Source organism: Polaribacter sp. NJDZ03 (genome assembly GCF_019263805.1).
GTDB lineage: Bacteria > Bacteroidota > Bacteroidia > Flavobacteriales > Flavobacteriaceae > Polaribacter.
The window spans coordinates 2,371,821-2,393,957 of record NZ_CP079195.1 but is presented as its reverse complement, the minus strand read 5'-3'; the positions used below and the strand labels follow the sequence as shown (position 1 = coordinate 2,393,957).

18 protein-coding genes and 1 tRNA gene are annotated in these 22,137 nt (G+C 31.0%); 13 read left to right on the top strand and 6 right to left on the bottom strand.

Annotated features, from left to right (window positions below):
- The first annotated feature begins 44 nt into the window (after positions 1-44).
- Positions 45-605 carry an MOSC domain-containing protein gene (locus KV700_RS10110; protein ID WP_218597820.1) on the top strand — a complete coding sequence of 187 codons (561 nt, stop codon included), beginning with the start codon at positions 45-47 and terminating at the stop codon, positions 603-605.
- Between the two features lie 339 nt (positions 606-944).
- On the opposite strand, the gene KV700_RS10105 is transcribed toward KV700_RS10110, so the two are convergent.
- A complete protein-coding gene (locus KV700_RS10105) occupies positions 945-2,087 on the bottom strand; it encodes a DNA polymerase III subunit delta' (protein ID WP_218597819.1) in 1,143 nt (380 codons plus the stop codon).
- A gap of 178 nt (positions 2,088-2,265) precedes the next feature.
- On the opposite strand from KV700_RS10105, the gene pgk reads away from it, so the two are divergent.
- The gene (gene pgk / locus KV700_RS10100) at positions 2,266-3,453 is read left to right on the top strand and encodes a phosphoglycerate kinase (RefSeq protein ID WP_218597818.1); all 1,188 of its coding nucleotides are present in this window, start codon (positions 2,266-2,268) and stop codon (positions 3,451-3,453) included.
- A gap of 278 nt (positions 3,454-3,731) precedes the next feature.
- Positions 3,732-4,772: an aldo/keto reductase gene (locus KV700_RS10095; protein WP_218597817.1), complete on the top strand. Its 1,041-nt coding sequence runs from the start codon at positions 3,732-3,734 to the stop codon at positions 4,770-4,772.
- Between the two features lie 208 nt (positions 4,773-4,980).
- Here KV700_RS10095 and KV700_RS10090 read toward each other — a convergent pair whose 3' ends face one another.
- From KV700_RS10090 to KV700_RS10075, 4 genes are all read right to left on the bottom strand, one after another.
- Positions 4,981-5,247 carry a type II toxin-antitoxin system RelE/ParE family toxin gene (locus KV700_RS10090; protein ID WP_218597816.1) on the bottom strand — a complete coding sequence of 89 codons (267 nt, stop codon included), beginning with the start codon at positions 5,245-5,247 and terminating at the stop codon, positions 4,981-4,983.
- Between the two features lies 1 nt (position 5,248).
- Positions 5,249-5,497: a hypothetical protein gene (locus KV700_RS10085; RefSeq protein WP_218597815.1), complete on the bottom strand. Its 249-nt coding sequence runs from the start codon at positions 5,495-5,497 to the stop codon at positions 5,249-5,251.
- Positions 5,498-5,677: 180 nt separating this feature from the next.
- On the bottom strand, positions 5,678-5,980 hold the full coding sequence (locus KV700_RS10080; protein ID WP_218597814.1) for a DUF6370 family protein: 303 nt from the start codon (positions 5,978-5,980) through the stop codon (positions 5,678-5,680).
- Between the two features lie 136 nt (positions 5,981-6,116).
- Positions 6,117-7,802 carry a glutamine--tRNA ligase/YqeY domain fusion protein gene (locus KV700_RS10075; RefSeq protein ID WP_218597813.1) on the bottom strand — a complete coding sequence of 562 codons (1,686 nt, stop codon included), beginning with the start codon at positions 7,800-7,802 and terminating at the stop codon, positions 6,117-6,119.
- A gap of 218 nt (positions 7,803-8,020) precedes the next feature.
- On the opposite strand from KV700_RS10075, the gene folB reads away from it, so the two are divergent.
- Together folB and KV700_RS10065 are read left to right on the top strand one after the other, a co-directional pair.
- Positions 8,021-8,377, top strand: a complete 357-nt coding sequence (folB, locus tag KV700_RS10070) for a dihydroneopterin aldolase (RefSeq protein ID WP_218597812.1) — start codon at positions 8,021-8,023, stop codon at positions 8,375-8,377.
- 163 nt (positions 8,378-8,540) lie between these two features.
- Positions 8,541-8,614, top strand: a tRNA-Cys gene (locus KV700_RS10065).
- A gap of 89 nt (positions 8,615-8,703) precedes the next feature.
- Here the strand turns inward: KV700_RS10065 and KV700_RS10060 are convergent.
- Entirely contained in the window at positions 8,704-8,928 is a 225-nt protein-coding gene (locus KV700_RS10060; protein ID WP_218597811.1) for a helix-turn-helix transcriptional regulator, read from the bottom strand.
- A gap of 253 nt (positions 8,929-9,181) precedes the next feature.
- Here KV700_RS10060 and KV700_RS10055 point away from each other — a divergent pair, with 253 nt between their 5' ends.
- The 8 genes from KV700_RS10055 (at position 9,182) to KV700_RS10020 (ending at position 22,116) form a co-directional block, all read left to right on the top strand.
- Positions 9,182-9,661: a TM2 domain-containing protein gene (locus tag KV700_RS10055; protein ID WP_218597810.1), complete on the top strand. Its 480-nt coding sequence runs from the start codon at positions 9,182-9,184 to the stop codon at positions 9,659-9,661.
- The gene (locus KV700_RS10050) at positions 9,654-10,493 is read left to right on the top strand and encodes a tetratricopeptide repeat protein (protein WP_218597809.1); all 840 of its coding nucleotides are present in this window, start codon (positions 9,654-9,656) and stop codon (positions 10,491-10,493) included. Before KV700_RS10055 ends, KV700_RS10050 begins: the two co-directional genes overlap by 8 nt.
- Positions 10,494-10,497: 4 nt before the next feature.
- The gene (locus KV700_RS10045; protein WP_218597808.1) at positions 10,498-10,833 is read left to right on the top strand and encodes a hypothetical protein; all 336 of its coding nucleotides are present in this window, start codon (positions 10,498-10,500) and stop codon (positions 10,831-10,833) included.
- A 226-nt stretch (positions 10,834-11,059) separates the two neighbouring features.
- Positions 11,060-16,609, top strand: coding sequence for an alpha-2-macroglobulin (locus tag KV700_RS10040; protein WP_218597807.1), 5,550 nt, complete (start codon positions 11,060-11,062; stop codon positions 16,607-16,609).
- Between the two features lie 172 nt (positions 16,610-16,781).
- Positions 16,782-19,130, top strand: coding sequence for a penicillin-binding protein 1C (gene pbpC, locus KV700_RS10035; protein ID WP_218597806.1), 2,349 nt, complete (start codon positions 16,782-16,784; stop codon positions 19,128-19,130).
- A 117-nt stretch (positions 19,131-19,247) separates the two neighbouring features.
- Positions 19,248-19,409, top strand: a complete 162-nt coding sequence (locus KV700_RS10030; RefSeq protein ID WP_166386782.1) for a hypothetical protein — start codon at positions 19,248-19,250, stop codon at positions 19,407-19,409.
- A gap of 225 nt (positions 19,410-19,634) precedes the next feature.
- Positions 19,635-20,480 (top strand): MBL fold metallo-hydrolase, encoded by an 846-nt coding sequence (locus KV700_RS10025; protein WP_218597805.1) that lies wholly within the window; start codon positions 19,635-19,637, stop codon positions 20,478-20,480.
- Positions 20,481-20,484: 4 nt separating this feature from the next.
- Complete coding sequence (locus tag KV700_RS10020; protein WP_166386779.1) at positions 20,485-22,116, top strand: S8 family peptidase; 1,632 nt, start codon at positions 20,485-20,487, stop codon at positions 22,114-22,116.
- Positions 22,117-22,137: the final 21 nt, after the last annotated feature.

Genomic DNA, 22,137 nt, shown 5'->3' with positions numbered 1-22,137 from the left:
CAAACCTACAAGGTTCTTAAAATCTTTTAGGATACATAGGAATAATGAGAATTATATCAACAAATATTGGAGAACGAAAAGAAATAGACTACAAAGGAACGTTAGTAACTACAGGTATTTTTAAATATTCTGTTGATAAACCTATCTTTTTAGATGCAGAAGACGTTAAAGGAGATACTATTTGTGATAGAGAGAATCACGGAGGGGTTTTACAAGCGGTTTACGGATATTCTGTAAAACATTATGAGTATTGGAAAGCTGTTTATCCTAAGGTTAATTTTGAAACGGGAATCTTTGGGGAAAACTTAACCATTGATGACATAGACGAAACTAAAATTTATGCGGGTGATACTTTTAAAGTTGGCGAAACTATTTTAGAAGCGACGTTGCATAGAGAACCTTGTTATAAATTAGGAGTTCGTTTTAATAATATGACAATTGTAAAAAAGTTTTGGAAAACTACTTTTTGTGGCGTTTATTTTAAAGTTTTACAAACTGGTTTTGTGAAATCTGGAGATGAGTTTATACAAATAAAAAGTTGCCCAGAAAACCCAACAATTGCAGATTTATTTGTGGCTAAAAGAATTTTAAATGGAATTGGTTAAACTTTTTTGTTATAGCTTTTTATAGAAACTTACTAGCTTGGTAGCATAAAGTACCTGATTTTTTAAAAATTAACTACCTGGTAACATAGAAAGTATAGGTTTAAAGATTAACAGATAAAAAAGACCCTTCAGGTTTTTGAAACCTGAAGGGTCTGATTTTGTTATTTATCGATAGGGTTATAATTAACAAATTAATTAGTACAACGCTTGTGTTATTCTTTTAATTGGCAAACATGTTTAGCCCAGATTGAGCGGCTTGTTTGAGCTCTTTTTTATCTTTTTTTGGTAAAAAAAGCGAGTAGCGAAAGCTGGAAATAGCTTCTAAAAAAAATATTAAAGTTAAACGGTCTCTTCCTTTTTATGTAAAAAACGAGTTAGTTTCATGGAAAGATCTAACAAAATAATTTTCGGATTTCCGTTTCTTTCTATATGATACATGGCATCATTTAGTTCTTTTTCTATATCTAAAATATTACCAGAATGTACAAAAGGAGCAAATTTAGAAAGATTAAACCCTGTTTTAGATTCCATAAAAACCAAGTTTTCAGATTTATAATTCAGCAATAAAGCCTGTCTAAAAAATTGCAAACAATACTCTAAAAAACGCTTTTGAGTTTCGCGTCCGGTTTTGGCAATCGTGTCCGACCATTCTATTAATTGTTGTACAACAGCAGCGTTTCCTTTGGCTTTAAAAGCAGTTCTAATCCAAGCAATAAACCATTCTTCAAAAATAAGATCACTAGAATCGTTGTGAAATAAATGGAGTGCTTTATTAAAATTCCCTTCTGCCTGATGCGCAATTTTTGCAGCTTCATTATCTGAAACCTGATGATCTACCACTAAGGTATTAGAGATGTCTTGCTCACTTAACGCAGGGAAATGTAGTGCCTGACAACGAGATTTAATGGTGTTTATAATTTGTTCTTCGCTTTCGGTAATTAAGATGAAAACTGTTTTTTCTGGTGGTTCTTCAATTAATTTTAACAACTTATTAGCAGCAGCAATATTCATTTTTTCTGCCATCCAAATAATCATCACTTTAAAACCACCTTCGTAACTTTTAAGTCTTAGTTTTTTTACAACTTCTTCTGCTTCATCAACCCCAATAAGCCCTTGTTTATTTTCTACACCAATGTGTTGCAGCCAATTAAATAAACTTCCGTAAGGTTGTGTTGCAATAAAAGTTCTCCAATCTTCTAAAAATAAACTACTAACTGGGTGTTTTTTTACGTTATCATTGGAAGTTACAGGATATGCAAAGTGTAAATCTGGGTGTTGTAGTTTGTCGCATTTTAGGTTACAGACATCAACATTATCAGAAAAATTACACAATAAAAACTGAGCATAAGCAATTGCCATTGGCAAAGTACCGCTGCCTTCTTTACCTACAAATAATTGTGCATGCGGAATTCTGCCGTTTTCTGCAGAGACTTTTAAGTGTTTTTTTATGTGTTCTTGGCCTATAATTTGGTTGAAAAGCATAGGCAAATATAAAATTTGTTTGTCATTAATCCACCAAATTTAGAAAGCAATCTTTTTCATTTGTAAATTAGTTGCAAGAGCGGTATTTGTCTTCGCAAACGTTGTATTAAATTTTAGGATTTACACTTCTAAAAGAGTAAATAATTAGGTATTTTTGTTGAAAATAGATTAATAAAAGATGAAAACACTAAAAGATTTTAATTTCAAGAATAAGAAAGCGTTAATTCGTGTAGATTTTAATGTGCCTTTAAATGATAAATTTGAAGTAACAGATGCTACAAGAATTCAAGCTGCAAAATCTACAATTATAGATATTTTAGAGCAAGAAGGAAGCTGTATCTTAATGTCTCATTTAGGACGTCCAAAAGGATTTCAAGAGGAGTTTTCTTTAGGACATATTGTAGCCAAAGCCACTGAAATTTTAGGAGTTAAAGTAAAGTTTGTTTCAGATTGTATTGGAGCTAAAGTAGAAGAAGCTGTAGCAAATTTAAAGTCGGGAGAAATCTTATTATTAGAAAACTTACGTTTTTACGAAGAAGAGAAAAAAGGGGATGTTGCTTTTGCAGAAAAATTATCGAAATTTGGTGATGTTTATGTAAACGATGCTTTTGGTACTGCACACAGAGCGCACGCTTCTACTACAATTATTGCTCAGTTTTTTCCTGAAAACAAATGTTTTGGAAATTTATTAGCAAGAGAAATAGAAAGTATAGATAAAGTATTAAACAATTCTGAAAGACCAGTTTTAGCAATTTTGGGTGGTGCAAAAGTATCTTCTAAAATTACAGTGATTGAAAATATTTTAGATAAAGTAGATCACTTAATTATTGGTGGTGGAATGAGTTTTACTTTTATTAAAGCACAAGGTGGAAAAATTGGAAACTCTATTTGTGAAGATGATAAAATGGAATTAGCTTTAGATATCTTAAAGCAAGCAAAAGAAAAAGGAGTAGAAATTCATATACCAGTAGATGTTATTGCTGCAGATGATTTTTCTAACGATGCAAATACTCAAATTTTAGATATTAATGAAATTCCTGATGGTTGGGAAGGAGTTGATGCTGGACCAAAATCTAGAGAAATTTTTGATGTTGTTGTTAATAAATGTAAAACTATTTTATGGAACGGACCTTTAGGTGTTTTCGAAATGGAATCTTTTGCAGGAGGAACAATTGCATTAGGTAATTCTATAGACAAAGCAACCAAAAACGGAGCGTTTTCTTTAGTTGGTGGTGGAGATTCTGTTGCTGCTGTTAAACAATTTGGTTTTGCAGATAAAGTAAGTTATGTTTCTACTGGTGGTGGAGCAATGTTAGAAATGTTAGAAGGAAAAACATTACCAGGTATTGAAGCTATATTAAAATAAGATGAAAAGTGTTTCTTGAATTTTTATCTCAAGAATACTTATAAACTGTCTTTCCCGAGAAATCGGGAATCTAGTGTTTATTTGTTAAATCATGTATTTGTTTAACACGGTTTACAAATAACAAATTTTTATAAGTTTAAATATTATAAGTCAATTAAGCGTGTAATTTTAATAATTACACGCTTAATTTTTTGGTTAAAATATTAGTTTTTAAATTCGCAGTAAGTTTTTGTACAATTACACGATTAAACATTTACAAAATTATACTTCATTTATATATGAAATACACAAAATTACCAAATACAGATATTAAGGTTTCTAAGATTTGTTTAGGAACCATGACTTGGGGAAAACAAAACACACAAGAAGAAGGTTTTGAGCAAATGGATTATGCATTAGAACAAGGTGTTAACTTTTTTGATACTGCAGAATTATATGCAGTTCCTGCAACTCCAGAAACGTATGGAGCCACAGAAACTATTATTGGAAACTGGTTTAAAAAAACAGGGAATAGAGATAAGGTTGTTTTAGGTAGTAAAATTGCTGGTGTAGGGCCTTATACGGCTCACATTAGAGAAAATGGATTTGCCAAACAAGGAATTATTGATGCGGTAGAAGGAAGTCTTAAAAGACTGCAAACGGATTATATAGATTTATATCAGTTGCATTGGCCAGAAAGAGGTGTTAATTGTTTTGGTACAAGAGATTATCCTTATAAGACTTCAAATGAAGAAGCAGAGAACCATGTAGAGATTTTAGAAACTTTACAAAAGTTAATTAATGAAGGTAAAATTAGACAAATAGGTTTGTCTAACGAAACACCTTGGGGAACCATGCAGTATTTACAAGCAGCCAAAGAAATGAATTTACCAAGAATGGCAACGATTCAGAATTCTTATTCATTAATACATAGAAGTTATGAATACGGAATGTCTGAAGTGTCTTTGAGAGAAAATATAGGCTTATTAGCCTATTCTCCGTTGGCACAAGGGGTATTAACTGGTAAATATTTAAGAGGACAAAAACCTACAAATGCAAGAGGAATTTTGTTTCCTAATTATATTACTAGATACCAAGAGGGTGCATCGGAACAAGCTATTTTAAAGTATGAGGAGATTGCGTTAAAAAACAAAATGAGTTTAACGGAATTGTCTTTGGCTTATATTAATCAGCTACCATTTGTTACTAGTAATATTATTGGAGCGACTAAAATGAGTCAATTAAAAGAAAATATTGGTAGTATAAATATTGATTTATCAGAAGAAATTTTAAATGAAATTGAAGCAGTTCATAAATTAATACCGAATCCTGCACCTTAGGTTAGTATTCAGTTTTCAGTGTAAAAAAGTAGGGTTCTAAAAAGTATTAGGCCTTGTCATGCTGAACTTGTTTCAGCGTCTCAACTTACACAACTTCAACAATCATAAGCGTCTGAAATAAATTCAGATTAACAGTAAAAATCCGATGAAATAATTTTCATCGGATTTTTTATTTATTATTATTCCTGCAAAAGCAGCAATCTATTTTTTAAGGAAACAGTTTATAAATATCTTCACGTTTTACAAAACGAACAATAGTTATTGTTTCTTCGGAATAATGAATACCTAATCTATAATTACCAATTCTAATTCTATAAAAATCTTTATGACCAGACATTTTCATAACATTAGAAATCTGATTTAAAATCTCTTTTTCTTCGAGATTTATGAAAACTGTTTCTAATTGCTTAAGAAGTTTTTTGTCTTTAATTTTTTTTAAATCTTTTTCTAAGCTTTTTAGATAAATTACCTTCATTCTATTTTAACAATTTGAAGATATCGTCTCTACTCACTGTGTCGGTTCTATCTGCTTGTTGCATTAACAATAAAAGTCCTATATCCTCTTTTTGTTCATCTGTTAAACGATCTAATTGTTCTTTCTCTTTCGTCTTTACAAACAATTCAATAGCTTTTTCCATTAAGGCTTTTACGCTTAATCCTTCAAAAGCAGATAATACTTTCAGTTTAGTAAGAATAGTATCATCGATTTCTATTAATTTTTTCATTATAATGATAACTTTATTTTGTTTCAAAAATCTAATATAACAAATATAAAGTATATATCTTATATATGTTTCAATAAAAATCCGATGAAATAATTTTCATCGGATTTTTTATTTATTATTATTCCTGTAAAAGCAGCAATCTATTTGTCTTGGTTCTTGATTCTAAAAATCTTGGTTCTTTTACTCAACCAACTCAATAGAACTCGCTACAAAGCGTCCGTCTTTTACAAGACCAACAATTGTTGCTTTTCTAATTGCATTACAAAAGCCAATATTTTCATCATGTGCATCTCCAAAATCATCAATATTAAAACCATCAACAAAATACGCTTTATCATCAAAACGAACGGCTAAACTACAACCATCTTCAGAATCTAAATCTAGTTGACATTGGCCACAAGAAATTTCTGCAACATGTTTTATTTCTTTTTTGTTTCCGCAAGAAGCTAAAATTAATAAACTTAAAACAATTAATTTTTTCATACTTATAAATTTTAAAACACAACAGTGAGAACTGCTCACATTCACTTTTTAACACAACAGTGATAACTGAATACTGCTACTGCCACTGAATACTAATTAAACACAACAGTGATAACTGAAACTGCCTACTAAAATTTTATTGACCTCCCCAAGAATCACGTAATCCAACAATTTTATTGAACACTAAATTATCAGAAGTTGCATCATCATCAACATTAAAATAGCCCATTCGCTGAAACTGAAAACGCTCACCAATGGTAGCTGTTTGTAAACTAGGTTCTACAAAAGCAGTAATTATTTCTAAAGAATTTGGGTTTATAAACTCCATAAAATCTTTATCTTTATGAGAATCTGGTGCTTCATCTAAAAACAATCGGTCATAAGCTCTTACTTCTGCTTTTACTGCATGTTTTACAGAAACCCAGTGCAAAGTACCTTTTACTTTACGCTTGCTTTCTTCGGTATCCATTCCAGATTTTGTTAACGGATCATACGTACACTGTATTTCTGTAATATTTCCGTCAGCATCTTTAGTACAGCTAGTTGCTGTAATAAAATACGCATTTTTTAAACGCACTTCTTTTCCTAATTTTAAACGGAAGAATTTCTTATTCGCTTCCTCTCTAAAATCTTCACGTTCTATGTAAATTTCTCTAGAAAAAGGAACCTCTCTAGTTCCAAAACCATCTTCGTAATCATTGTATTCAGCGGTTAAGAACTCTTCTTTTCCTTCCGGATAATTTGTAATTACCACTTTAATAGGGTCTAAAACTCCCATCACTCTTTTGGCAGTCTTATTTAAATCCTCACGAATTTTAAACTCTAAAAGAGCTACATCAATTACGTTTTCACGTTTAGAAACACCAACAGTTTCAATAAAACTTTTTATAGACTCCGGAGTATAACCACGTCTTCTTAAACCAGAAATTGTAGGCATCCTTGGGTCGTCCCAACCAGCAACAATTCCTTGTTCAACCAAAGTTAACAACTTACGTTTACTCATAATGGTGTAACTCAAATTCAAACGAGAAAACTCACGTTGTTTTGGCGGATTTGGGTATTTCTCCTTGCTATACGTAACAACAGTATCTCTAAACCAATTGTACAATTCTCTGTGAGGTTTAAACTCAAGAGAACATAAAGAATGCGAAACTTGCTCAATATAATCACTCTCACCATGCGTCCAATCGTACATTGGGTAAATGCACCAAGCATCACCAGTTCTATGGTGATCTTTATACATAATTCTGTACATTAAAGGATCACGTAGTAACATATTTGGGTTTTCCATGTCAATTTTTGCACGCAAAGTATGTTCCCCTTCCTTAAATTTCCCGTCTTTCATTCCTTGGAATAATTCCAAGTTTTCTGCTACAGATCTGTTTCTAAAAGGACTATTTGTACCAACCTGAGTTGGCGTACCTTTTTGCGCTCTCATATCTTCCGAAGATTGAGAATCTACATATGCTTTTCCATCTTTTATCAACAAAACTGCCCAATCGAACAATTGCTGAAAATAGTCTGATGAATAACACTCATTTGCCCAAGAATAGCCCAACCAAGAAATATCTTTCTTAATTGCATCTACATATTCTTGCTCTTCTTTTGCAGGGTTTGTATCATCAAAACGCAAATTTACAGGTGCATTATAAGTCTCACCCAAACCGAAACTAATTCCGATTGCTTTGGTGTGACCAATATGCAAATACCCATTTGGTTCTGGCGGAAAACGAAAACGTAAATTTTCTTTTGGCATTCCGTTTGCTAAATCCTCTTCAATAATATGCTCTAAAAAATTGAGCGATTTTTTCTCTTCAGACATCTGTTTCGGTACAAAATTAAGCACCAAAATTACGTAAAATAACTCGTTTTTAAATGCTTTTTTTGGGTGTTTCCCTACGGGTCGTGCTTTCCACTGTAGTTTTTTATCGTTTTAGAAAAAAAACGATAAAAAAGCTGCCGTTTCAATCACTAACACAAGTAGTAGAAAGTCTATAAAAATCGGTTAATAACGCTATATTTGTTCTTTTAAATTACAAAATGGGAATAATACAAGTAAACAATATTAAACTCTATGCTTTTCATGGATGTTTAGACGAAGAAGGAAAAATAGGTTCAGAATACAGCGTTGATGTAGAAATTAAGGCAAATTTAAAAAAATCATCTAAAACAGATGAATTAGCAGACACGGTAGATTATGTACATTTAAACCGTATTGTAAAAGAAGAAATGGCCATTCGTTCTAAATTGTTAGAAGAAGTGGCTCAGAGAATCTTAGACAGAACGTTTAAAGAAATTCCTATGGTAAAAAAAGCCAAAGTTGCAGTGGCAAAAATTAACCCACCAATTGGCGGAAATGTAGAAGAAGTGGTCATTATTCTTACAAAAAAGAGATAGATATTACGTAACTAAAAGGTGGGTGAACACGTATAAAAGCAGAAAAACTATTTGTTTTTATTTTAAAATTAAAAAAAGACTTGCAATCCTTTAAAATTTGCTTAAATTTGCAATCCTTAAAAACAGATTTATAATTTATTGTAAATTTTCTTTAAGATAAAAAGGTGTCTTGGCCGAGTGGCTAGGCAATGGTTTGCAAAACCATGTACAGCGGTTCGAATCCGCTAGACACCTCCAAAAACCCCAATCATTCCGATTGGGGTTTTTTTGTTTTGGAATAAATATTTGCTTTATTTTGTGTTAGTTTTTTGCAGTTTTACAAAAGATTAATCAAAGTTGAAAAAATCTTTAACCTCAACACCAATCGCATCGGCTATTTTTTTTAAAGTTAATGTAGTAGGGTTTTGCCTGCCATTTTCAATACTAGATAGATTTGATTTCTCCATAGAAATTATTGCACAAATATCTAACTGACTAAAATTGTTTAATCGTCTCATTCTTGATATATTTTTACCTAAAGATTTTAAATATTTCTCCTCAACAGTAATCATTTTACAAAGAAGGTCAGTAAAACGACTAGTTGGGTTATGATATATAATACCTTTCTAGTATATTTGCGCGGAAATAGGAATAACTTTAGAAATTTTCCTAAAAAAAAACTTAATTACGGAAACCCGTAACTAAAATTAAAAAGATATATACATTTTTACAAAAAATTTAAAAGGATTCTTTTTAATTAAATATGGTAATCCGTCAGTAAAATAATTTTTATTTACAAGTGAACTTAAAAGAACATATAAAAACATGAAAAACAAAAAAATTGCTCAACTTCTACTTTTCTTCCCTTTAACTGGAATATTTGGAATTCATCAACTCTATTTAGGGAGTTTTAAGAAGTTTTTAATTCGTTTAATCGTTGCTATATTAACTTTATTGATTGGTGGTATTGTATTTTGGATATATGATATTATGAATTTCAACAAACAATTTGATAGTGTGAAAAATGATAATCAAGCTAAAATTGATGAAATAATACAATTATTAGATGAAGGTAAACTTGGAAGTGCTTTAAAGAAATTTATAAAAACAGGAAAAACAAAAATTTACGTTAAGGAAATAATTAAACAGGGTAAGGGTGAGGTTATCGTTAAACATTTTGCAAAATCTGAAAAAGACAAAAAAGACTTGGAAAGGTTGATTAGTAAGGGAGATACAGATAGTCTGGTAATTTACTTGTCGACTTATTATGCTAAAAGTAAAATTCAAAATATTTTAAATGTATAAAGGAACTACATTTTTAATTTTTTTCATAATCATTCTATCTTTTAACGAAGTATCTGCACAAAAGAAAGAAGAGGTTAGGCATTTAGAGTATTATTTGAAAAAATCTAAAGATCTTAATAAAGAATTTAAATTTAAGGAATCTATTTCTGTCTTAAATGAGGCAAAATTAATTTATAAAAATAACAAGGAGCTTTTTAATAAAATTGGGTTAATTAAAATGCATATAAAAGATTTTAAGGGCTCGATTGAAGATTTTTCAGATGCGATTAAATTAGACAAGGGCTATATGGAGGCATACTCCAATAGAGGGTCTGCAAGAGAGAAAATTAAGGATTTTAATTTAGCTTTGGAAGATTATGACGAAGCTTTAAAATTAGATTCTAAAAACGCAATAAATTTCGAAAATAGAGCTAGTATTAAAATTGATAATAAAGATTATGAAGGAGCTATTTTAGATTATGATAGGTCATTGTTATATGGAGATAAAAAAGAATTTTCTTATAGTAATAGAGGATATTGTAAAGTTAAAATTGGTAAATACGAATCTGCAATAATTGATTTTTCACAAGCAAATATTTTAAATCCTAACAATGCGGTTACATTATCTAATAGGTTAGAGGCATATTACCTAAATGGAGAGTATTCAAAAGCATTAATAGATGGTAATAATGCAATCTTAATTGATAAGAAAAATAAAAAAACTTGGTATTATGTTGGATTATCAATGATAAAATTAAATAAAAAAGAAGTAGGATGTGATTGCTTGTCAGTAGCAAAACAATTGAAATATGAAAAGGCAATTGAAGCAATAATAAATTTATGTAAAAATTAGAAATATGGTGATAGCATTAGTAGTAATTGGGATTATAGTTTATTTTGCTTTAGGTTACTTTTTATGGAGTTATACTAGTGATAATTATGGGTACAATATATTTAGCGTAGGTACAATCATTAGAGGTATAGGTGTTTTAATATGTATTGTTATTGCAGTTCAAGGAGAAGATACAACCTATCTTTATCTGGCAGGACTTTTATTGCTCTGGACTTTTATTGTAACATTAGTTAAATCTAATTTACTTATTGCAATTTTTTCTATATTTTATCAGATAGTGGCTTCAATTTTGGTGTTTGGGATATTAAATAGAATAAATAAAATATTTAATGATAATTAACAAAAGGTATTATTTAGTTTACCATTAATATTTTTTAATTTAAACTTTTTTTGGTATAAATGATCTTAAAGTGAACTACTAGACACTTACAAAAACCCCAATCTTTTAGATTGGGGTTTTTCTATGTTTTTAACGAATACTAAATAAACCATAGCGAATACTAAACAGTTATGTTCAGGTTAATCCTAATCCTTATTTTTGAGCTGTGTTTACAAATACAATTACTATGAAAAAGAAAAATTTACTTTTAACAATCTCAATTTTGCTGTTAATTTTCTCTTGTAAAAAAGAAGAAGTTAAAACAGATAACATTTTTAAGTTTAAAGAATACATAAGTTACACTACATCCGGAGTGGTTTCTGTTGCAAATAATATAGAAGTAAACCTTGCCAAAGAAGTAGAAGGTTGGGAAGCAAACCAAGAAATTTCAACTGAAATTATTTTTGTAAAACCACATGTAAATGGTACTATTAAAACGGTAAATAAACACGCTTTTATTTTTATTCCGGATGAGGTTTTAAGTGCAGATACAGAATATAGTGTTTCTGTAAAACTGGAAGAAATTTATAAAGACACGCCTCAAGGTTTTAAAGATTACACATTTCAATTTAAAACAATTACGCCTAATTTTAATGTTCAAACCAATAATTTACAATCGTATTCTAAAGAATTTCAATATTTAGAAGGAGTTGTAAAATCTGCAGATATTATTTTATTAGAAAATGCTAAAAAATTAATAAGTGCTTCTCAAAATGGAACATCAAAAAACATCGTTTGGAATGAATCCTACAAAAACGGAAAGGTTTTCGAATTTAAAATAGACAGCATCCAACGTTTTGTAGAAGATTCTCAATTAACCATTTCTTGGGATGGAAAAACTATAAATGCCGAGTCTAAAGGTGAAAATGAAGTTCTTATTCCTGGTAAGAATAATTTTAAAGTACTTAGTTTAAAGATAAACAATACTTCTGAGCAGTATATTACTATCAACTTTTCTGATCAACTTAAAAAACAGCAAAATTTTGATGGTTTGGTAACTATTAAAAATGAAAAAAAACCACGTTTTATTGTCAACGGAAACGAGTTAAAAGTATTTTCAGAAAATAAGTTTCAAGGTGCTGTTTTGGTATCTGTTTTTCAGGGAATCAAAAATTCTGACAATTATAGATTAAAAGATGCTTATAAAGAAACCATCACTTTCGATCAAAAGAAACCAGAAATAAGAGCGATAAGTAGCGGAACTATTTTACCAAATTCTAAAGATTTAAAGTTCAACTTCGAAGCCATAAACGTAAAAGAAGTAGACGTTAGAATTATTAAAATTTACGAAGACAATGTGTTGCAATTTTTGCAAGAAAATAGCATGAACAGTAATAATGAATATCAGATTAAACGAGTTGGTAGGCGTGTTGCTAAGAAAACAATTACATTAATTGATAACAAAGTAAATAACACGCAGAAATGGAAAGCCTATAGTGTAGATTTATCTAAAATGTTTGAGGCTGAACCTGGAGCAATTTATAGAGTAGAATTAAGTTATAATAAAAATCAGGTGTTTTATACCTGTTCAGAGAATGAAAATTCGAATACAAATTCAGATAAATTCGAAGATGAAAAGTATGACGATTTAAGTAAAATAGAAGACGAAGAAGCAAGAGAAGAGTTGTATTGGGATAACAAATTATACGATTATAAAGACCGTAATTATAATTGGCAAGAAAGAGACAATCCTTGTTCAGATTCTTATTATTACTATAAAGATGTAACTCAGAATTTATTAGCATCAAACTTAGGAATCATTGCAAAAAAAGGAACTAATAATTCTTATTTCTTTGCTGTAACAAATATTTTAAACACAAAACCGCAAGCAAGAGCAACCATAAAATTATTCAATTTTCAGCAACAAGAAATTTTGTCTACCAAAACAGATTCAGAAGGACTTGCTAATATTGAGACTCCTAAAGCTGTAGCTTTTGCAGTCGTTTCAAAAGGGAATAATAAAGGATACATTCGATTGTTCGACGGAAATTCTTTGTCTTTAAGCAAGTTTGATGTTGCTGGTAGCAAAACCGAAAAAGGCTTAAAAGGGTATATCTATGGAGAACGTGGAGTTTGGCGCCCAGGAGATGCTGTTCATTTAACTTTTATGCTAAATGATGCCGATAATAAGTTGCCAAAAAACCATCCTGTAAAATTAGAAGTTACAGACCCAAGCGGAAAATTGGTATATAAAAAAGTAACATCAGAAAACTTAAATAATTTTTACAAGTTTACTTTTTCAACTACTCAAGAGGCAAAAACAGGAAACTACAATGCTAAAATTTCTGTGGGTGGGGCAAAGTTTTATCAGAGTTTAAAAATAGAAACTGTAAAACCAAATCGTTTAAAAATTAAAGTAGATTTTGGTGATGAGGTTTTAGCAAGTAACAAACCAATTAACGGAACTTTAGACGTAAAATGGTTGCACGGAACACCTGCAAAAAATCTAAAAGCAGAAATTAAAGCAAAAGTTTCTACGGCAAATTATGGCTTTGAAAATTACAAAGAATATGTTTTTACAGATCCATCAAGAGAATTTTCATCCGAAGAAATAAATATTTTTGAAGGGAAATTAGATGCAAACGGAATAGCAAAAATTGATAGTAAATTAAGTATTGGTAAAAATGCTCCGGGTATGTTAAATGTGCAGTTTTTGGTAAGAGCATTTGAGAACGGAGGCGATTTTTCTATAGATGCTTTCACTAAAAAATATGCGCCTTTTACTTCTTTTGTAGGTTTAAAATCTCCAGAAGGAAATAGGTATGGTTCTTTCTTTACAGATGAAAATCAGACTTTTTCTGTAGTTTCGGTTGATGAAAAAGGAAGTCCAGTAAAAAGAGATGAAATAGAGGTTGAGGTTTATAAAATTGAGTGGCGCTGGTGGTGGAGTTCTTCTGATGATAACTTGTCTAGATATACTTCTAGTACGTATAACAAACCCTACAAAACTCTAAAAATTAGCACGAACTCTAAGGGAAATGGAAGTTTCAATTTGAATATTCCAGAAAGAGATAGAGGTCGTTTTTTAATAAGAGTGATCGACAAGAAAAGTGGTCACGCAACAGGTAGAACTGCTTATTTCTATAAAAATTGGTGGCAAAATTCTGGTTCTGATAATAAAGAAGCTGCAAAAATGTTAGTGTTTTCTGCGGATAAAGAAAAGTACAATGTTGGTGAAACTGCTAAAATTACATTTCCATCAGGGAGTGAAGGTCATGCGTTAATCAGTATAGAAAATGGTACAAAAGTTTTAGAAACTAAATGGGTGAAAACGACAAAAGGGAATACTTCTGTAGAAATTCCTATCAACAAAAATATGGCGCCAAATGTGTTTGTAAATATTTCATTATTACAACCACATCAAGTTTCTGAAAACGATTTACCAATAAGATTGTTTGGTGTAATTCCGCTTTTGGTAGAAGATGAAAGTACCAAATTAGAGCCTCAAATTTCGATGCCAGATGAATTACAGCCAGAAAAAGAATTTACGGTAAAAGTTTCTGAAAAAAACAACAAAGCCATGACCTACACTTTGGCTGTTGTAGAAGAAGGTTTGTTAGATTTAACACGTTTTAAAACTCCAAATGCGTTTGATGTTTTCTATGCAAGAGAAGGTTTGGGTGTAAAAACATGGGATATTTTTGATGATGTAATTGGTGCGTATTCGGGTAGTGTAGATCAGGTTTTTGCTATTGGTGGAGATGGAAGTGCTGCTGCTGCAAAAAATAGAAAAGCCAACAGATTTAAACCAGTTGTAAAATTTATTGGTCCGTTTTATCTTAAAAAAGGAAATACAGCTTCTCATAAAATTACATTACCAAATTATATTGGATCTGTGAGAACCATGGTAGTTGCGGGTGATGTTACTAATGAAGCTTTTGGGAATGCAGAAAAAGCAGTTCCTGTTAAAAAGCCTTTAATGGTGTTGGCTACATTGCCAAGAAAATTATCACCAAAAGAAAAAGTTACGTTGCCAATTACCATTTTTGCGATGGATAAAAAAGTGAAGAATGTAACTATTGAGGTAAAAACATCTAACGGAATTGCAGTGATTGGTCATAAAACTCAAAAACTTAATTTTGAGAAGCCAGATGAAAAAATGGTGTATTTTGAAATGGATGTTTTAAAAGCAAACGGCATCAATACGGTTGAAATTATTGCATCCGGAAATGGAGAAAAAGCAACTTATAAAGTGGAGTTAGATGTTGTAAATCCGAATCCAATTACATCTAAAATAGTAGATGCAACTGTAGAAGGAAATCAAAGTCAAACTATTAATTTTGATACATTTGGAGTTGAAGGATCAAATACCGCAATGTTAGAATTATCTACCATTCCTCAAATTAACTTTTCTGGAAGATTAGAGTATTTAATTCAGTATCCGCATGGTTGCGTAGAACAAACTACTTCAGGTGTTTTTCCACAATTATTTTTGAATGATATTTTCGACTTAACGTCGGATAAAAAACGTCAAATTCAAGAAAATATAGAAAACGGAATTAAAAGATTAGGAAACTTTCAGCAAGCAAATGGAGGTTTGAGTTATTGGATGGGAGAAAGTGAAACAGATGATTGGGGAACAACCTATGCTGGTCATTTTATGTTAGAAGCTGCTAAAAAAGGATTTGTTTTACCGTTAACTTTTAAAAGTGATTTTATTAGGTATCAGAAAAATGCAGCAAGAAATTGGAGACCAGATTACAGAAATAATTATACAGATTTAGCACAAGCTTATCGTTTATATACATTGGCTTTAGCTGGTAGTCCAGATTTGTCTGCAATGAACAGAATGCGCGAGTTTAAACAAATTTCTAACGATGCAAAATGGCGTTTGGCTGCAGCGTATGCTTTGGCAGGACAAAAAGAAGCGAGTTTAGAAATTATGAACACTGCAAATATTAATTTTACCACTTCTAAATACAATTATTATTCTTACGGATCTGTAGATAGAAACCGAGCAATGGCTTTAGAAACCATGTTAATAACTGATCATAAAGACATAAAAGAGGTAGCAAAATCTATTGCAAAAGAATTGTCTGGTAGTAAATGGATGAGCACACAGTCTACTGCATATAGTTTATTAGCAATTGGTAAAATGGTGGTTAAAAACGGAGGGAAAGCCATTAATTTAGAATATACTAATAACGGGAAAAAGGTTGCGGTAGACACACAAAGTTCTATGGTGCAAAGAACCGTTCAGGTTAAAAACGGAGCAAACTCTTTCACTATAAAAAATGAAGATAACAATGTTGTCTTTGCAAGAATTATCAATTCTGGTCAGTTGCCTTTGGGTGATGAAATTACAGAAAGTAGAGGCTTGAGTGCGTCTGTTCAATATGTGGATTTACAAGGAAAACCTATCAATATCAACGACTTAAAACAAGGTCAGGATTTTGTAGCAAAAATAATTGTGAGCAATCCTAAAAATGAAACTGTAAAAGACATTGCTTTAACGCAAGTTTTCCCATCAGGATGGGAAATTGTGAATACTCGTTTTACTGATTTTGGTACAACTACAAAAAGTGAAGCTCGTTATACAGATATTAGAGATGATAGAGTTAATTTTTATTTCGATTTGAATCAGCAGTCTAATAAAGCAGAAACAAAAACTTTTACGGTGTTGTTGAATGCAGCCTATTTAGGAAATTATTATTTACCAGGAATTCAGGTAGAAGCCATGTATGATCATGATTATTTGGTGAGAACAAAAGGACGTTGGATTGAAGTGATTAAGTAGTCACTGGCAATTACAAATGTCATTCCGAATGAAGTATGATTGTCATTCCGAATGACGCAGGAAGAGGAATCTCATAATCAATACCAAATTTGTGAGATTTCTCAATCACCTGAAAGAGGCTCATTTCGAAATGACACTCGAACACCTAAAATAAACTTGTAATACATCAAAATTGAAAATAACAAACTACATAAAACGTCATAAAAAGAAAACAATATTTGTTGTTGTTCTACTGATTTTTTATGCATTTTGTTTGCCAAGTCAGTTATTTACCAAGCCAACATCAACAGTAATTACAAGTAATACTAATGAGTTGTTGGGCGCATTAATAGCAGAAGATGGACAATGGCGTTTTCCGCATAAAGATTCCGTTCCAGAGAAGTTTAAAACCTGTTTAATTCAGTTTGAAGATGAACATTTTTATATGCATCCTGGTTTTAATCCGATTTCTATTTTAAAAGCCTTAAAACAAAATTTACAAGCGGGAGGAGTTAAAAGAGGTGGAAGTACCATTACCCAGCAAGTTATTCGATTGAGTAGAGATAATAAATCTAGAACCTATTTTGAGAAAGTAAAAGAATTAATTTTAGCAACCCGTTTAGAATTTAGAGCGTCTAAAGAAAAAATTATTTCTTATTGGAGTTCCAATGCGCCTTTCGGCGGAAATGTAGTGGGCTTAGATGCTGCTTCTTGGCGTTACTTTAATAGACAAGCATCTGAGTTATCTTGGGCAGAATCTGCAACTTTAGCCGTTTTACCCAATGCACCAAATTTAATTTATCCAGGTAAAAATCAGCATAAATTATTAGTGAAGAGAAATCGATTATTAACCAAGTTACTTGCTAAGAACATCATTGATTCTCTAACGTATGAATTATCGGTATTAGAAGAATTACCGCAAAAACCGTATGCATTACCTCAAATTACGCCACATTTATTACAAAAAATCAATAAAAAAAATAAAGGAGAATTTGTAAAAACAACCATAAATAAAAGGTTGCAAAATCAAGTAAATTTAATTGTAAATAATCATTATAATCAGTTAAAAAACAACGAGATATTTAATATTTCTGTTTTGGTTTTAGATGTAAAAAACAGAAGGGTTTTAACCTATGTTGGCAACTCTGAAACAACTAGAGAAAATCAAAAATATGTAGATGTTATAGACAAACCTAGAAGTACCGGAAGTATTTTAAAACCATTTTTATATACAGCTATGTTAGATAGTGGAGATTTGTTACCAAATATGTTGGTTGCAGATGTACCTACAAACTTTGGAAGTTATCATCCAGAAAATTTTGATAAAAAATATGCAGGAGCAGTTTCTGCAAAGTTAGCACTATCTAAATCTTTAAACGTACCAACAGTAAGAATGTTGCAACGTTTTGGCTTAGAGAAGTTTCATGATTATTTACAAAAATTAGAACTGAGAGATTTAAAGAAAGATCCTAATTATTATGGTTTAACATTGGCTTTAGGTGGTGCAGAAAGCAATTTATGGGATTTATGTAAAAGCTATGCTTCTATGGCATCTACAGTAAATCATTATTCAGAAAACTCTAGTAGGTATTTTAAAAATGAATTTTGTGAACCTACTTTTTATGCTGATAAAAAGGTTGACTTCGGAGAAAAATCATCAGAAAAAATAATTTTTGACGCCGCTTCTATTTATTTAACTTTTGAGAGCTTGAAGGATGTAAATAGACCAAATGCAGATCAGAATTGGGAGTTTTTTGATGCTTCTAAACAAATTGCTTGGAAAACGGGTACGAGTTTTGGTTTTAGAGATGCTTGGGCAATAGGAACTACTAAAGATTATGTGGTTGGTGTTTGGGTTGGAAATGCAGATGGAGAAGGAAGACCTGGTTTGGTTGGTGTGCAAGCTGCAGCACCTATTTTATTTGATGTTTTTGATAAATTGCCAAACTCAGAATGGTTTGAAAAACCTTTTGATGAAATGACTGAAATAGAAATTTGTACACAAAGTGGGTATAGAGCAACTCAAAATTGTGAAGATAAATCATTAGAATTTGTACAGAATGCAGGTTTAAAAACAGCACCTTGTCCATACCATGTTTTGGTAAATGTAGATGCTTCAGAAAATTATCAGGTAAATACTTCTTGTGAGCGTTTAGAAAATATTAAACAAAAATCTTGGTTTGTGTTGCCTCCTTTAATGGAATATTATTACAAGGATAAAAATCCGTTTTATAAACCGTTGCCAAAATTTAGAAATGATTGTTTAGGTGCGGCAAAAAACGCGATGAAATTTATTTATCCTACGGAAAAAAGCACCATTTTTTTACCAAAGAATTTCGATGGAAAGAAAAATGAACTTGTTTTAAAAGTAGCACATGCAAATAGTGAAGCTATTTTATATTGGTATGTAGATAGTAAATATTTAGGGAGTACAAAAGAACTGCATGAGTTTGGGGTGCACTTAAATAGTGGAAATTACCTTATTTCGGCTACGGATAATTTTGGGAATGAAATTCATCAGCAAATAACAGTAAAAGAATAATTTACTTAAAGTAGATTAAGTGCAGGTCAACGTAATAAAAGAGGTTTTTATCGAAGAGTAAGAGGTATACGCTCTAATTTTATAGATTTTTGGTATAACTAAACCTTACTATTTATTATGATATTACAAATTTCTACACCAATTAATGGGCAAACTCCCTCATCATTCTTAGACAATCAATTATTGTTTGTTATTTTAGGATTGGTTGCTTTGGTATTTGTGATTATTAGAGTAGCTAAGTTTTTAAGTGAAATGAATTCTAGTAGGGCTTCTAAATAGATCTAATTTTATTCATACTGTTTTCCTTTTCCTTTTTAAATTAAGAAAAAATAATTTATGTTCTAATCAATTATTTTAGACTAATCTTTAGACTTTTCTTAACAAAAAATTGTGTTATTTTCTTCATCTTTGCTTTCTGTATACTTTTAAGGAGTATTATGAATATATTGAATTCTAATTGATTATTTTTATAGTCAATTTTTTTATGATTTTAATCTATACAGAATGAAAATATACCCTATAGAAACTGGAAATTTTAAATTAGACGGAGGTGCAATGTTTGGTGTTGTGCCAAAAACTATTTGGCAAAAAACGAACCCTGCAGACGCTAATAATTTAATAGACATGAGCATGAGAAGCATGCTTATTGAAGATGGAGATCGTTTAATTTTGGTAGATACAGGTTTAGGCGCAAAACAATCAAATAAATTTTATAGTTATTATTACCTTTTTGGAGATTTTTCTGTAGATACATCTTTAGCAAAACATGGTTTTCATAGAGATGATATTACAGATGTTTTTTTAACACATTTACATTTTGATCATTGTGGAGGTGCTATAGAGTGGAATGCACAAAGAACTATTTTACAGCCAGCTTTTAAAAATGCCAAATTCTGGTCTAATGATAAACATTGGAAATGGGCAACAGAGCCTAATGCTAGAGAAAAAGCATCCTTTTTAAAGGAAAATATTAATCCTATTAAAGAAAGCGGACAATTAAATTTTATTCATAGTAATTACAAAGATCAAATAGGTTTCGACATTCTTTTTATGGATGGTCATACAGAAAAACAAATGCTACCAATGTTGTCTTATCAAGGTAAAACAATTGTTTTTATGGCAGATTTGTTACCTACAATTGGGCACATTCCTTTGCCTTATGTTATGGGGTATGATACAAGACCTTTATTAACAATTAAAGAAAAAGCAGCATTCTTAAACTTGGCTGCAGACAAAGAGTATTATCTTTTTTTAGAACACGATGCTTATAATGAACTTTGTACCGTTCAGCATACAGAAAAAGGAGTTAGATTAAAGAACACACACAAATTTATAGATATATTTAATTAACATTATGAGAGTTTTAAAACCAATTTTATATACAGCTTTTGCTGGACTTGTTTTTACAGGTTGTAAATCAATTTCTAACATTCAAGTTCCTCAAGGTTCTGATGTAGCAATAGTAGCAGCAGCTAAAAAAATGCCATTAACACAAGAACAAAAAAACACTTGGGGACATTTAGATTTAGTAAAAGATTCTATTCCTGGAATGTCTGTAGACAAAGCGTATGATTTTTTACAAGGTAAAAAGAGTGTAACGGTTATAGTAGGTGTTGTAGATTCTGGAACAGATTTGGGTCATGAAGATTTAAAAGATGTTGCTTGGGTGAATGCAAAAGAAGTTGCGGGTAACGGAATTGATGATGATAAAAATGGTTATATAGACGACATTAATGGTTGGAACTTTCTAGGTAATGCTTATAAAGAAAACTTAGAGGCAGATAGAATTTTACACAATCCTTCTTTAGAAAGTCCAGAGATTGTTGCTGAGATACAAGCAGCACATGATATTAAAGTAGGTAATGCAGAAAAGACAAAAACTCGTTTTGAGCAAATGTTAAGTGGCGTTAAAGGAGCAGATGAAAATTTAGCAAGACACTTTGGTAAAGAAGACTATAGTGCAATAGAAGTTGCGGCAATTACAACCGAAGATCCTTCTTTATTACAAAGCATTGCAATTGCAAAACAAATGTTTGGTTTTGGTTTACCTTCTTTAGGGCAAGCACAAGAAGAAATTAAAAAGGAGTTAGATAAATCTATTGCTTTATTAAACAATGAATATACTGATTATAGAATAGGAGATAACCCAGAAGATCTTAATGACTCTCCGGGTTATGGAAATGGAAATACAGGAGTTTCTATTAAAAGTGAAGCACATGGTACACATGTTTCTGGTATTATTGCAGCATCTAGAAATAATGGAAAAGGAGTGAATGGTGTGGCAGATAATGTAAAAATTATGGCTGTACGTTCTGTACCAGATGGAGATGAGTATGATAAAGATGTTGCTTTAGGTTTACGTTATGCAGTAGATAATGGCGCAAAAGTAATTAACACTAGTTTTGGTAAAGGATATTCTCCTCATAAAGAATGGGTGTATGATGCTATTAAATATGCAGCAGCGCATGATGTATTAATTATTAATGCAGCAGGTAATGACGGTAAGGATATTGATGTAGAAAGAACATACCCTAATGATTCTAAAGATTTATTAACAGAAGTTTCAGATAATGTGTTAACAATTGGAGCTATGAGTTCTAATTATAATGAAACATTACCAGCTAATTTTTCTAACTACGGAAAAAAGAATGTAGATGTTTTTGCGCCAGGAGTTCAAATTTATTCTACAACACCAGAAAACGAGTACAAACACTTTAGCGGAACCTCTATGGCTGCACCTTCTACAGTAGGAGTAGCTGCTTTGGTACGTTCTTATTATCCTAAGTTAACAGCAAGCCAAGTAAAACATATTTTAATGAATTCTGGTACTAAAATTAATTTAGAGGTAATTAAACCAGGGTCTCAATCTAGAGAAAATCCAGAAGGAGAATTAGTTCCTTTTTCAGATTTATCTGTTTCTGGTAGAGTTGTAAATGCTTACAATGCTTTACAAATGGCAGACAGAATGGTAAACGGAAAAAAATAATTTATTAAACTTAAAAAGCAG